Annotated in this window: 7 protein-coding genes; 2 read left to right on the top strand and 5 right to left on the bottom strand. The window is 55.5% G+C overall.

All coding sequences use genetic code 11. The annotated features are described in order from the left end of the window. The 3 genes from P8935_RS14745 to P8935_RS14735 form a co-directional block, all read right to left on the bottom strand. Positions 1-1,842: a 2-oxoacid:acceptor oxidoreductase subunit alpha gene (locus P8935_RS14745; protein ID WP_348261059.1), complete on the bottom strand. Its 1,842-nt coding sequence runs from the start codon at positions 1,840-1,842 to the stop codon at positions 1-3. Positions 1,843-2,171: 329 nt separating this feature from the next. Further along, positions 2,172-3,533, bottom strand: a complete 1,362-nt coding sequence (locus tag P8935_RS14740; RefSeq protein WP_348261058.1) for an MATE family efflux transporter — start codon at positions 3,531-3,533, stop codon at positions 2,172-2,174. A gap of 151 nt (positions 3,534-3,684) precedes the next feature. After that, the gene (locus P8935_RS14735) at positions 3,685-4,212 is read right to left on the bottom strand and encodes a hypothetical protein (RefSeq protein ID WP_348261057.1); all 528 of its coding nucleotides are present in this window, start codon (positions 4,210-4,212) and stop codon (positions 3,685-3,687) included. Between the two features lie 432 nt (positions 4,213-4,644). On the opposite strand from P8935_RS14735, the gene P8935_RS14730 reads away from it, so the two are divergent. Beyond that, complete coding sequence (locus P8935_RS14730; protein WP_348261056.1) at positions 4,645-6,798, top strand: winged helix-turn-helix domain-containing protein; 2,154 nt, start codon at positions 4,645-4,647, stop codon at positions 6,796-6,798. 31 nt (positions 6,799-6,829) lie between these two features. On the opposite strand, the gene P8935_RS14725 is transcribed toward P8935_RS14730, so the two are convergent. Further along, positions 6,830-10,234 carry a family 78 glycoside hydrolase catalytic domain gene (locus P8935_RS14725; RefSeq protein ID WP_348261055.1) on the bottom strand — a complete coding sequence of 1,135 codons (3,405 nt, stop codon included), beginning with the start codon at positions 10,232-10,234 and terminating at the stop codon, positions 6,830-6,832. Positions 10,235-10,470: 236 nt separating this feature from the next. On the opposite strand from P8935_RS14725, the gene asnA reads away from it, so the two are divergent. Next, the gene (gene asnA, locus P8935_RS14720) at positions 10,471-11,610 is read left to right on the top strand and encodes an aspartate--ammonia ligase (RefSeq protein ID WP_348261054.1); all 1,140 of its coding nucleotides are present in this window, start codon (positions 10,471-10,473) and stop codon (positions 11,608-11,610) included. Positions 11,611-11,713: 103 nt separating this feature from the next. Here the strand turns inward: asnA and galA are convergent, their stop codons facing one another. After that, positions 11,714-14,227 carry a beta-galactosidase GalA gene (galA, locus tag P8935_RS14715; protein WP_348261053.1) on the bottom strand — a complete coding sequence of 838 codons (2,514 nt, stop codon included), beginning with the start codon at positions 14,225-14,227 and terminating at the stop codon, positions 11,714-11,716. Between the last annotated feature and the right edge of the window lie 171 nt (positions 14,228-14,398).

The raw sequence follows: 14,398 nt of genomic DNA, 5'->3' as shown, positions 1-14,398 counted from the left end.
TTACAGGCCCTCCTTGGTTGCAAATTCTTCAGTGATGGTGCGGGCATCGATTGGCAGCCCGTTATAGTGCAGAATGCTGCGCAGCTTAACAATCTGGTCTGCAGGCAGATCGATCTTCAGCAGCGTAGCAAGCTGTGCGTCGCGATTCTGCTCAACGATGTAGACGCGATCGTGCGATGCGACAAAGTCATGGATCTCGTGCGCGAAAGGGTACGCGCGGATGCGCATGTAGTCGACATCTTTGTCGTATTCCTTCTTGATCTGATCCAGGCTCTCGCGAAGCGCGAAGTCTGTCGTGCCAAATGCGAGAATACCAACACGCGAGCTGCCGTTTTTCACGACAACCGGCGCTGGCACCAATTTGCGGGCATTATCAAACTTGCGCGATAGCCGCTCCATTACTGCCTGGTACTCGCCCGGCTTTTCCGTGTAGCCAGCAGCATCGTTGTGTCCCGAACCGCGTGTGAAGTATGCGGCCTTGGGATGCATCGTACCGGGCAGCGTACGCCAGCCTATCCCGTCGCCGTCAACATCGCGGTAGCGTGCAAATCCACCCAGTTTGTCGAGATCTTCTTTCGTGAGAACCTTGCCGCGATCGAGGGGTTTCGCAGGATATTCGAACTGCTCCGACATCCAGTTGTTCATGCCCAGGTCAAGATCCGTCAACACAAACACCGGCGTCTGTAGCCGCTCGGCAAGGTTGAAGGCTTCCATGCTTAGCTCGAAGCATTCCTTTACCGAACCCGGCAGTAACACAACGTGCTTTGTATCGCCGTGCGACAGGAACGCAGTCGACAGCAGATCTGACTGTTGCGTGCGCGTCGGCATGCCCGTCGAAGGCCCAGTGCGCTGCACGTCGAAGATCACACCCGGAATCTCGGCGTAATACCCCAGACCTGCAAACTCGCCCATGAGCGAAATTCCCGGCCCGGAGGTTGACGTCATGGAGCGCGCGCCAGCCCAGCCTGCGCCCAGCACCATACCGATGGCAGCGAGTTCGTCTTCAGCCTGCACTACGGCGAATGTCGCCTTGCCATCTTCGGTTACGCGGAATTTCTTCAGCAGATCGGTGGTCGCTTCCACCAGCGAAGTCGAAGGCGTAATCGGATACCACGCCACCACGGTCACGCCGGCAAAAACAGCTCCCATGCCACAAGCTGCATTGCCGTCGATGATGATCTTGCCGGCTGTCTGATTCATGCGCTCAAGAAAAAATGGGTCCTGCTTGACCAGCTTCTCTTGTGCGTAATCGAATCCAGCTTTAATCGCGCCGAAGTTCAGATCGAATACTTTCTGCTTCTTCGCAAATTGCTTTCTGACGCTGTGCTCCACAACGGCCAGATCAATGGACAGGAGTTGTGCAACCACTCCCACGTACACCATGTTCTTGACGAGTTTGCGAAGCTTAGCCTCGGTGCAGACAGCGGCAGTGATCTTATCGAAAGGAACCGGATAGCAGACAACATCGCTACGATACTGTTTCAGGTTCGCGTTCTCTTCATAGATCGCGACGCCGCCGGCCGGCAGCGCTTCAATATCGCTCTTCGCAGTTTCAGGATTCAAAGCCACCAGGAATTCAGCATCGCGTGTGCGGGCGACATACCCGTCTTTGCTCGCGCGAATTGTGTACCAGGTGGGAAGTCCGGCGATGTTCGAGGGAAACAGGTTTTTCCCGCTGACGGGAATACCCATTCCAAAGATGCTCTTCAGCAGTACGCTATTGGCGGATTGCGAGCCGGACCCGTTCACCGTTGCTACGTTGATGCTGAAATCATTAACTACGCGCTTTTGCGCGTTGATCGCGCCCTGTTCTTGACCCAGGGCCAGGTCTCCAGTCGCCATTTGGCGGGATTCCCTTCAGGTGAATTTCCGCGCGTTCAGGACCGGGCTTCATGTTCATTGGCCGTCCGAAGTCGTTGCAACCTTGCGGTCGCTCGATACAGCGGACCTTGGCATCGGAGTTCGGTTTTCCTGCAAAAACGCGATGGAAAGCGACTAAGCTTCGCTCACTTGTGATTATAGTCACCTACGAGGTAACTCGTACCGCTTGCAGACACACGCGGCAGCACCATAAGTACCTTTGGCAGCAACGTTTGTTCATTCCTCGAAAACCGGCAGCGACAGCCCTAGGACGTTGCCTAGTAATGTGATGCCTACAAAGGCAGCTAACCCTATATTTTTGAATGCGCCAGCGCCATCCGAGCGGAATCCCGGTGCCATCGCATAAGAAGCGTCGACGCGATCACAATCAGCGAAAGCGTCAGCCCGATCCACATCCCGTAAATCCCCCACTTGAAAACAAAGCACAAGATGAAACCGAGCGGAAGACCCATCACCCAATAGCCCACAAAGTTCGCAATCATTGGGACGCGTGTCTCACCCAGACCGCGCAATGCCCCGGTTGAGACGGTCTGGATGCCGTCGAAAATCTGAAATGCCGCCGCGATCCATAGCAAGCTCGGACCCACCGCCAATACGCGAGGGTCGTGTGTGTAGAGCTTGATCAGAGGTCCGGGCGCCAGCAGAAATACGATGCCGGCACACACCATGAATCCTGTACCCATCGCCAGTGCCATCCAGCCTGCGCGCCGCGCACGCGCCGGATCGCCGGCACCGATTGCATGCCCCACGCTCACGGCGGCCGCAGCTCCCACTCCCAACGGCACCATGTATGAAATGCTGGCATAATTCAGGGCGATCGTATGCGTCGCTAGCGCAACCGGTGTCAGATATCCCGCCGCAAATGTACTCAGATTCCACGCGCCGACCTCGAGCAAAATCTGCCCCGCTGCCGGCGCTCCCAGCCGCACTAAACTACGAAGCCGATCCAGTTCCGGTCCCGCCCAGTGCGCAAACAGTGGATGCCCGCGCTTGCGTTCATATCTCCACGCGAACCCCAGCAGCGCGACCGCCATTCCCACGCGCGCAATGCAGGTTGAAATGGCCGAGCCATTTACGCCCAGAGCCGGAAAGCCCAGCTTGCCATAGATCAGAACCCAGTTTCCAAACCAGTTCATCAGGTTCGCCAGCACATACGTCGCCGTGATCACGCGAACTTGTCCCACGCCCTGCAAATATCGACGCGTTCCCGCGTAAAGCAGCAGCGGCAGCGTTCCCCATGTCAGGATGCGTAGATAACCTCCAGACAACGCTGCGACCTCCGGAATCACCCCGAAGTGCATAAACCCGTAGCTCAGTCCTACCAGCAGGATCATGATTGGCGGCGTTACGATGCACGCGAGATAGACTCCCTGCGCCAGCCACCGATGGCATTCATCATGATCGCGCCGACCGTAAGCCTGCGCTACCAGCGTGTCCAGCCCCAGCAGCAGGCCAATACCGAACAGTGCGGGCGTGTAGAAGACCGCGTTCCCTAGCGCAACTGCGCCGATCGCCACCGGCCCCAACCGCCCCACCATGATGTTGTCCACGACACCCTGCGCCACCCAACCAAGTTCGCTGAGTACGACCGGAATCGCGAGCGCAATCATTGCCCCGAGTTCCGCTCTCCACATGGCGCGTGTCTTGACCATCTCTCTAATTTATCTGGTGCACATCACTCACTTTTCCTTGGAAGGATTGGCCGTAAGGATGCGCGAATATTCACTGTAGGCAAATGGACGTCCGGTCAGACAAATAAAGTGCCCGGGCGAGGGTCCCGGGCACTTCGTGTGCGATCGCTGTTTACTTTTTCGGGGCGTCGGCAAAGTACATGTTGTTTTTAGGCGCATGGGCGCGTGTGACGTTATAGATCGAATTGATCAGCAGTCGATCGATGTGCACCTGATCATTGAACGGCGGCATATTCACACGACTGTGATTCTGATTCAGGTATTTGATCGTCACTCGAACATTCGCTGCCATGCTGGATACCAGTGAATCGAGACGGTTAATGGCGTCCTGCTGGCTGGGAGTACCGTTAGATTCGATCGCTCTTAACTGGTTCACATCCTTCATGAGGTCGTTCACATGCACCTGGATCTCTTGGAGTCTTAAAAAGTGCACCTGCCATGGAACGCCGGCCATCGAATATGACTCGAGCGCAGTCATATCCTTATCGGCAAGCACAGCATCCTGTCTTGCCTGCCCCATCAGTATGGAAATTTCCACCGACGATGCCGGTTTCACGGCAAACGCTGCGGAGGAGAGCAACAGGGCGGCCGCAATCACCGCAACCATCCTGAAAGCGTAAGACCTGGTAAACAGTTTCATACTTCCCCCTTCCCCGAAAAGTCTCGCGACCTCCGGAGCGCTGCGGCGCATTCCTCGCAGGGTATGCGCGATTCACTTCCAAATGTGATCTCAAATCAAGACTTCAGTTCGGCTTAGCTTGTGCTTTTGGTCCATCGCATCTGCCCCGGATCTCAATCCCGTCGTTCCTGGAACAGGTGCACCACCCAACTCACGCAACCATCTTGAATCAACCGCCCTGTCGGTTCAATGCAACGGAGATAAATCCGGCGTTCATCCTATGTCAGTGGAGAGTCAGGAGGGTAAACTCCTAAGAATTCAGAAATTTAAGTGGAAGGTCACAGCCAGGTCACAGCGACGGTGATACACTTCCGCAATCAAACGGGCCATCACGGGGAGCGCATGCAAGGTTGTGCTTCACCGAGCGCTTCGCCGTAGTGAGGTTTCTAAACCATGGAAACCGGCGTCGCGTTCAACCAAGTGATTCGCTGCCAGTCGTTCGAACTGAATCTCTATACTCGCGAAGTCTACAAAAACGGTCAGAAGCTGACTCTCCATGGCCAGCCCATCGACGTGCTCGCCATGCTTCTCGAGAGACCTGGGGAACTCGTCACCCGTGAGCAACTCCGCAAAAAGCTCTGGCCGGAGACCACATATGTCGACTTCGAACATGGTTTGAACAGTACAATCAACCGGCTGCGTGAAGCGCTCGGCGATCACGCCGAACACCCTCAGTACATCGAAACGCTTCCCCGACTCGGCTACCGATTAATTGTTCTGATGGAAAACCTGCCGAAAGAAGCCCCGCCCCCGTCGCCAATATTTCCGAAAGCTCCCGCGCCAAACGTTTCAATAAATGCCGCTCTTCCGGCCCCCGCTAAAGCACAACCTACAGAAAAATCCGACATCCCGCATCCGACACGTCGATCACGCTGGCTATTGGCAATCGGGTTGAGCTCCGCCGTTGCGTTGCCCACGGCCACGCATTGGTATCTGCGCCATCCACCTCCAGTTCCGTACATTACGGAGTTCAGACAACTCACCAACGACGGTCAAGTCAAGATTCTTGTCGGAGCCGACGATCAGAGACTTTACTTCAATCAGGAGTTTCCGTTCTCGATTGCCCAGGTTGGAGTAACGGGCGGAGATATTGCGCTCATTCCGGTTGCATTGCCAAACCCATTGCTGAAAAGCGTTTCGCCGGATGGTGCCGCACTCCTGGTTACTTCGATGACCTCAGGTGGCCTATGGACCGTTCAGATTCCAGGAGGATCGCTTCGTCATTTGTCGAACGAAACAGTCCGCTGCGCGGATTGGTCTCCGGACGGCGGATCGATCGTTTACAGCACGGACAAGGGCGACATCTCTATCATGCGCAGCGATGGAAGCGAAGCGCGCAGAATTCTAGAAGCGCAAGTTTCTGCCCCGTGCTCGAATGAAGATAACGTCGTTTGGTCGCCCGACAGCAGATCGATTCGGTTCGCGGCAGATAACAGATTATGGGAGCTGTCGGCAGAGGGGTCGCGCAAGCATCTGTTGCTTCCTGCCTGGCGCCCCGCTGCCAGGCAGCGTTGTGGGCGTTGGACTCCAGACGGACGTTTTTTTCTGTTCTGGTCTCAGGATTCCTCTTCTTTGAAAAGTCAGATATGGGCAATTGATGAGCGTCGCAGACTTTTCCACCGAGCGGCCGCCGAACCAATTCAACTGACACCAGGCCTGGTCCGGTGGAGTCGGCCTATCCCCAGCAAAGACGGGAAAACTATCTTTGCCCGCGGCACCGTCGATCGAGGAGAACTGGTCCGCTATGACGCCAAATCCCGGCAGTTACAACCCTTCCTCGGAGGCATGTCGGCGACGTATCTTCGTTTCTCTCCAGATGGCAAGACTGTTGCATATATCACCAGCCCCCAGGGCGCTCTCTGGAGGGCGAATCAAGATGGCAGCAACCCTGTGCAACTCACCGCTCCTCCCCTGCGGGCCGAGTTGCCGAAGTGGTCGCCCGACGGAACCCAGATCCTGTTTGACGCCACGGATGCCAACGGGCAAACCAAGATATATAGTGTCTCTTCTCTGGGCGGCGCTCCTCAGCCGTTTCTCCCGGAACAAACAAAGGGATTGACTGAGCCCAACTGGTCTCCCGACGGTCGAAAGATCGTCTTCTGCAAGGGCGGCCCTGCGGACGCAAGGAGCGATATACGTATTCTCGATGTAGAACACCATAAGATCATCACGGTTCCCGGATCGGTTGGTCTTTTCGCGCCAATGTGGTCACCAAATGGCCGCTCCATCGTTGCACTCGACATCATCACCGGTGCCATGAGACTCTTCGACGTTGAGACAGAACGATGGTCCTTGTTAGAAAAGGAAGTCGTCGCTTGGCCCAACTGGTCGCGAGATGGCAAGTTCATTTACTTCTTTCGCTGGATCAAAGGTGTGCAGGTATATCGAATTCGTTTCCCGGGTGGCACAGCAGAACGTGTGGTGGATCTTCCTGGATTCCATGGAGGACTAAACAGTTTCATGACGCTCGATCCGAAAGACGCTCCTATCTTCATGCGTAGCACGGGAACAGACGAGATCTACGCACTCACCCTGGAAGCGAAGTAGCAGAACTGTCCAAATTGCTTCGTACGACGTCCTACATCTCAACCTCAAACTGATAACTTCCGGCCACCAATTCAAATCCGCCATTCACCTTCTTCGCCAGCGGACTTTCACTCAGACCGACGCCATCAACTTTGTACTTCCCAGCCTCTTTATCACTTAGTTCCAGTCGTCCAGTTGTATTGGCGGGCAGGGTAACCTTCCACTCCGCTGCCTTCCCTTTCACTGTCCAGGTTGAGCTGATCGTGCCGTACGATGACGCATAGTTAAATTCCAGTGGAGACAGCCTTGCATCAAACACCGGATGCAATACAACCGTGTGGAATCCAGCATCGAGCGGAGACGCATCGATGCCCGCGGCAAATCTGTAAATCCAGTCGGCCACCGCGCCATACGCGTAATGGTTGTATGAGTTCATCTGCGGATCGCCCATCATCTCGTCGCCGTTCCAGCGCTCCCACGTGGTCGTCGCACCATGATCGATCAGGTATCCCCACGACGGCATTCCCTTGCTCAGCAGCAGATCGTAGGCCAGTTTGCTGTGACCGGTCTTCGTCAATTCCTCCAACAGATAGGGTGTGCCCACGAAGCCCGTATTCAGCAGACCGTGATTGTCATTGATCTTCTCCACAAGGCGATCAGCGGCTCTGGAACGCAGGTCCGCCGGCAGAAGGTTCATATGCAACGCCAGAACATAGCCAGTCTGCGTGTCGCCTCCAGTGGCCTTCGCATTCGGATTATTAATATCGCCAAAGGGCGAAGGGCTGTTGTCAGCGCCGGGAATATATGCGCCCACGTGAATGAATCTCTCGTGGAGTTGGTCGCGAATCGCAACCTTCGCATCCAGTTGGATGAACTTTTTGTCGAACGCATCGCGAATCTTTTCTTCAAGCTTCGCGTAGTGCTGTTCCGCCTCCGTCCTTCCCGTTGCGTGCGCCATCTCGCGCATCATGTTCACGTCGTACGCCCAGTACGCTGTCGCAACCAGGTCTTCCTGCGTGCGGCCTTCGAGTGACAACCAATCACCAAATGGAATCCCCGAATCGTTATGCCAGATCCCGTCGGGATTGCGCGCATCGATTGCGTCAACATACTTCCGCATTGCCTGCCAGTTTTCATCGATCACGCTGGTATCGCCGGTCTGCAGCCACGACGTCCATGGAATGATCACGCCGGCATCACTCCACGCGGCGGCCACTCCCGGAGAAATCTTCGCCGTCCCCGGCGCATAGATCCCGTAATACGGCGTGCCCACCTGTGTCCCGCGAAGATCGGCCGCAAACTTGCGAGTGAACGATGCAAGGGCTGCGTTGTACGACGCCGCGCGCCAGAAGACCTGCGCATCGGCGGACCATCCCAGCCGCTCATCGCGCTGCGGACAATCCGTTGGCAGACCCACGAAATTCGACCTCTGCCCCCATAGAATGTTGCTCCACAGCTGATTGATCATGGCGTTGCCCGTCTTCAGCTTTGACGTAAAGTGAAAATCGGTATGCAACACCTGCGCAAAAACGCCTCCCACACTCGACGCGCTCTTTACTCCAGTGACCTCGATATAGCGAAATCCATGAAAAGTGAAATGGGGAACAAGTACATCGGTTGCCAGTCCTGAAAGAACGAAGTGATCGGTCGCCTTCGCAGTCCTCAGATTCTCCGTATAGAGCGTCCCGTCAGGATTCAGCGCTTCCCCCACACGCACCTGCACATCTGTGCCCGCTGCTCCGGACACAACAAGCTTTTCCACGCCTGCCATGTTCTGCCCGAAGTCGTAAATAAATACGCCCGGCTTTGGCTCGGTCATCTTCGGTCCAGTGATTGCCTGGTCAATTCGGATCGGCTCGAAGCTCTGCGCCTCGATCCTGATCTCCTTCGGGTGGATGATCTGTACTTGCTTTCCTGGTCTGGCGTCAACGCCTGTCCTGTTAAACGTCCGATAGAGTTCCCGAAGATCCTGCGTCTCCCCGTCGTACAGTTCCGAGTGGACGATGAATGATGTATCTGCTTTCCAACTGGCGTCCGTCCCCACCCACTCCACTTTTCCGTCCGTATACTCGATGCGCAACTGCGCCCGGAGCGCCGGAGGAGTATCGCCGTAGTTATTTGGTTGCTGCAACCACTCCAGTGACGTCGAATACCAGCCGGGAGCAAGCAATGCCTCAATAACATTGGCCCCGCTCTTCATCAGCTTTGTCACATCGTAAGTCTGATAGAGAACTCGTTCCCGATAATCCGTCCACCCCGGAGCCATTACACTGTCGCCAACTCGCTCGCCGTTCAGATGAAGCTCATATGTTCCCAGCGCCGTTGCATACAGCCGCGCCGACTTCACTCCCGGTGTCCCGGGCGACGGGTCTTTGTCGCTGGAGTGGCTGATCGTCTCCCCCGCATCAAAGCTCTTCCATAAGACCTTCACGCTATCCGGAATCCAGGGATGCAGCACGGGCTGCTCTTGGGGTCCGCTGGCCTGTTGAAAGACCTGGGCGTTCTTCCAGCCCTTATCTTCAAATTCTTTCTTCTGCCAACCATCCGCGGGATGCTCCGTACTCTTCCATGTCCCGTCGCTTCCCACCGTTGCCGTAGTTCCATCCTTATAGAGCAGGATCACGGTCGCAATCATCGGAGGCGCATCTTTCCTTCTGCTCTCGCCGTACTTGTCGATGTAGTGCACGCTCTCGATCGCAACCGTGTTTATGCCCTCGGAGATTTGTGCAGTTACATCCGCACGCACAAACTTCTTCCACGGCAAATGGTGGTAAGGCGGAAAAGCCGCCGCCTTCAGCACCTGCTCGCCATTTACCCAGGCATCCACTGTGTCCTCGGCAGTTGCAAACAGCACCGCCCGCTCCAGGGGCTTTTCGACCTTGACTGCAGTTCGATATGCAAATCGTTGTTCGCTGTTCGGTTTCGCGCTTCCCGGCACAACATCTGGATTCGCTACCCAAACCGCTGGCGCCTTGCGAACGGCAGCCTCCTCGGTCGTCTCCCACCCGATCCAATCTCCGCGCCAGCCGCCTTGGCTCAGCAGGCCGGTCTCCCACCACTCCGTCTTGCTAGCGGGATACGCCTTCTGATCTGCGCCCCACAGTTCCACCCGCCACCAGTAGCGCGTGCTTGGCTTCACCGCAGGACCTGCATACTTCACGTTCAACGACTGCCCAGACGAAACCCTGCCACTGTCCCACACGTCGGCTTTGTCATCGCTGAGCAACTCCGGATTTGTTGCAACCAGCACACGATACGCCGTCTGCCGTGCGCCCCGCGCCGCATCATTCAGTTGCCAGGAGAAGCGCGGCGTAGCATCGTCGATCCCCAACGGACTCCGCAAATCATCTACCTGCAAATGCACCGGACCGCTCTGATTCTTCGTACCAACCTGTCCCCAAGCTGCCAGACTTGCTGCAATCGCAAGCACCACACCCAACCTACCCGATCCTTGCATGTGCTTTCGCCCCCTGAATCTCATGAATCGACAGTATATGCGGCAATCGCGGCCTTCTGCCCGGCATACCGGAAAGTCCACTGCAACCATCGACTCGTGACTTCAATCACAGCGCGGTACGCCGCTTGGGTCGACCATCTTTGCGGCATAGAGTGCACTTCGCCCCGCGGCTCAACTTCGGGGAGAGCAAAGCCCCAACCGCACGCGCATTTGCACTGCCCGGAAAGGAGCCATCCATGCCTAGCGTGCTTGATAAAAAAGCGGACCTTGCTGGACCCGGCATTGGCGATTACACAGAGCTGGAAACTGTTCTCCCTCACAACTACCGTTCTCTCCTGACTCCGAAGGAAACGCAGCAAGCCATCTTCCACGTCAAACGTTTTATCGAAGACAACCTGTGCAAAGAACTGAACCTAATGATGGTCGAGGTCCCGCTCATCGTCGACGTTGAGAGCGGCGTCAACGATATGCTTGATCGCGACGGATCGCGCACTCCTATCCAGTTCCACATCACCAATGATCGCGACCGGCACCCCATCGATGCGCAGGTAGTTCAGGCTGCCACTAAATGGAAGAGAGCCGCTCTCAAGCAATTCGATTGCGGTGTTGACGAAGGCATCTGCACCGATATGCGCGCCGTTCGTAAGGACTACTTCCTTGATCACGACCACTCCGCCTACGTCGATCAATGGGACTGGGAGCGGGTCATAACTCCCGATCAGCGCAATCTGAGATTTCTGAAAGAGATCGTAAGCAAAATCTGGAAGGTGATCGTCGGAGCCGAAAAATACGCCCACTCCCTCTTCCCGCAATTGAAGGACCCGCGCTATCCCAACCTGCCGGAGAAATTAACGTTCCTGCACGCAGAGAACATCCTTGAGATGTTTCCCACCCTTCCCCGCAAGCAACGGGAAACGGCGATCCTGCAGGAGCACCCGGCCATCTTCATCATTGGCATCGGTTGGCCGCTGCGCGATGGATATCCGCATGAGATGCGCGCAGCCGACTACGACGACTGGGTCACCGACACCAGGCACGAAACCGGCGAACACACCCACGGCCTCAACGGCGACATCCTCGTCTGGAACCCTGTCACCAAGCGCCGTCACGAACTGACCTCGATGGGCATTCGAGTCACTGCTGAAACGCTGAGGCAGCAGCTCGCGATGTCGAATCAACTCGACTTCATGAAATTGCCCTATCACCAGGCAATTCTGAACAACCGCATCCCACTCTCAATTGGCGGCGGCATCGGACAGTCGCGCACTCTGATGCTCCTGCTTCACAAGGCCCACCTTGGCGAAGTGAGCTGCACCGTTTGGCCGAAAGTGCTGAAGGAGATGTGCGCGCAAAGAAACATCTTCGTACTTGAGTAGCGACAAAACAATGGCCGAAATCCTCAGGTCTCGACTCTGAGACCTGGGGATTCACACTAGGAACCCAGGAAAAGTTTAGGAACCTTATTCGTCTCCCCTGCTTTTAACCAACCGCCGGACGAGTCTCCGCCAGTTTCGTCTTGATCGCGATCGTGGCTGGCGCCAGACTCGGGCCATCCCATCCATCTTTGTGGGCTTGAATTTGAATCTCGCCTGCCTCTTTTGTCGATTGGACGATCACCTGCGCAAGTCCGTTGAAAAGCGAACGCTTCGGCGCCTTATCACTCTCCTGGCAATTTGGATCGCCATTGCCTACGCCGATCAACTCTCCGTTGCCCGAAACTTTAAATCCGATGTGATTATCTGCGATCGGCACTAAACGGCCTTCCTTGTCCAGGCCTTCAACCTTGATGACAGCAACATCCTGGCCGTCGGCGTTGATCTCCATGCGATCCGCCGTCAATCGAATCGATGATGCTGGGCCAGTCGTCTCGCGCTTGTCGGTCAGAACTACTTTGCCGTCTTTGCTGCCACGCGCTTCAATCGTTCCAGGTTCATAACGCGCTTTCCACTCCACGTGTCCTAGATGAGGAACCTTCTGGCTTCCAAGGCTCTTACCATTCACAAACAGTTCCACCTCGTCCAGATTCGAATACACCCAGACCGGAATCTCGTCGCCCTCGCGCCCCGTCCAGTTCCAGTGTGGAAAAACATGAACGACAGGATCTTTGCCCCACCATGCTTTGTAGTAGAAGAAGTTGTCCTTAGGAAATCCGCACATGTCGACGATGCCAAACTGCGAGTTGATCGACGGCCATCCGTAGGGCGTTGGCTCACCGCGATAATCGAAACCCGTCCACGCAAAGCCACCCGCTTCCCAATCCCGCGAGCCGTAGTACTTCCACCACTCTTCTGCAGTCTCGCCCCATGGAACCACGCCGTCGTAGGAATTCAAGGTATTACGCAGAGGATCAGTGGAATACACGCCGCGCGTACCGATGGCGCTAGAAGTCTCCGATCCGTAAATCGGCCGGTTGGGATGTTCTGGATGATATTTTTCCGGAAGCTTCAAATTGTAGTTGAATCCGATGACGTCTAATGCATCTGAAACACCCTGTTCGTTATTTCCATTCACTGCAGCCGATACCACGCGCGTCGGATCAAGTTCGTGGCACAGCCGCACCATGTCGGCCGCGATGCGAGCGCCCTGTTCTGCCATGGGCCCCTGCAACTGATTCTCCTCATTTCCCACCGACCACATGATGATCGATGGAGAATTGCGATAGCGCTTAATCATGGTTTCGAGTTGCGCCATACCCTCAGGATTGGAACTCATCTGGCGCGTCTCGCACATCATCATCATACCCATGCGGTCGCAGGCTTCCACCCATTCAGGTGTAGGCATGTTGTGCGAGGTTCGAACAGCGTTGCCACCCATCTCGCGCAGAACCGCCAGCCGGAATCGCTGCAGACTGTCTGGCACCGCGGCACCTACTCCCGCGTGGTCCTGGTGATTACAGGTACCCTGAATCTTGATTGATTTTCCATTCAGGAAGAATCCCTTGTCAGACGTAAACTTCGCGGTACGTATGCCAAAACTTACACGGTCAGCATCGCGAACTTTACCCCCCGCCTCCACAGTCACCTTGGCCGAGTAGAGGTTCGGCTGATCGACAGACCAGAGTAAAGGATTGAGCAACTTGGCAGTAGCGTTGAATACTACAGAGCCATCAGCCACCACCGCTTGAGCCGGCGCTTCAGCAACGACTACAGATTTTCCGGCTGCGTCAACTATCTGCCACTTGACCTTCGCGGTTTCGTGGTCGACACCCTCGTTCTTCACAATGGTGCTCAATGTCAGTGTCGCGGCATTGCCCACAACCTCGGGCCGAACATAACTGTCCCACTGGCCCAGATGCAGCGCGTCTGTCTTCGTCAGCCAAACATGGCGATAGATACCTGCGCCTTCGTAGAACCAGCCATCTCCGAAGGTTGCATCCACGCGCGCAACGATGTAGTTCTTTTTACCGTACGAAAGAAAGTCGGTAAGGTCGAAGCTGAAAGGAGCGTAGCCATTGTCATTACGTCCGATGAAGCAGCCGTTTACGAATATAAGAACGTCACGAAAAGCACCATCAAACTCAATCAAAATGCGTCTGCCTTTATCGCTCTCCGGAACATCGAATGCGCGTCGGTACCACCCAACACTGGTCTCGGGATAGCGACGCCCTAGTGGCTTGAATCCATGCGAGTTCTGCACTTCATCCCGCACAAAAGGCAACTCAACCGCCCAGTCATGAGGCAAGTTCAAGGTGCGCCACTTCGAATCGTCGAACTTCGCTTTTGCAAATTCGAATTCACCGGTCTTCGCAAAGTCGCCCTGTCCATCACCGAAGCCGAAATCTTTCGCAGGATCCGCTCCATTGCCTAAAGTGAATTTCCATCCGAAGTCAAAAAGAAGCTTCTCTCGTGGAAGCATCGTCGGAGACACAGCGTCTGTGGCCGCAAATGAAACCGCTCGCGCCAAGGCCGAGCGCGTCATCAAAGATGAAGTAGAAAAAGCCAGACCGGAAAATGCGGCTGAACGAAGAAGGTGACGTCGAGTGAAACCTGGCATTGGAATACCTCGCAAATGTAGAAAAGCGGTAGAAAGCACAGGCCGCAAACTGGAAATGCAGCATATATTACGATTGAACTGACAGCAAGAGGAGACTATACAAGACTGTATTGACTCGCGTAAACGCTTTCATTTATACGACTGAACGCCTCTTGATTGTCTCTTGCGGCG

Origin of the sequence: Telmatobacter sp. DSM 110680, from assembly GCF_039994875.1 — a bacterium.
In the GTDB taxonomy this organism is placed as follows: Bacteria; Acidobacteriota; Terriglobia; order Terriglobales; family Acidobacteriaceae; genus Telmatobacter.
Note: the sequence above shows the minus strand (reverse complement) of the source record. Positions and strands in the feature narration are given on the sequence as shown.

Bases quoted from the DNA above. Each gene is read 5' to 3' on its own strand.
- P8935_RS14745 (WP_348261059.1), bottom strand. From the start codon at position 1,842: ATGGCGACTGGAGACCTGGCCCTGGGTCAAGAACAGGGCGCGATCAAC.
- P8935_RS14740 (WP_348261058.1), bottom strand. From the start codon at position 3,533: ATGGTCAAGACACGCGCCATGTGGAGAGCGGAACTCGGGGCAATGATT.
- P8935_RS14735 (WP_348261057.1), bottom strand. From the start codon at position 4,212: ATGAAACTGTTTACCAGGTCTTACGCTTTCAGGATGGTTGCGGTGATT.
- P8935_RS14730 (WP_348261056.1), top strand. From the start codon at position 4,645: ATGGAAACCGGCGTCGCGTTCAACCAAGTGATTCGCTGCCAGTCGTTC.
- P8935_RS14725 (WP_348261055.1), bottom strand. From the start codon at position 10,234: ATGCAAGGATCGGGTAGGTTGGGTGTGGTGCTTGCGATTGCAGCAAGT.
- asnA (WP_348261054.1), top strand. From the start codon at position 10,471: ATGCCTAGCGTGCTTGATAAAAAAGCGGACCTTGCTGGACCCGGCATT.
- galA (WP_348261053.1), bottom strand. From the start codon at position 14,227: ATGCCAGGTTTCACTCGACGTCACCTTCTTCGTTCAGCCGCATTTTCC.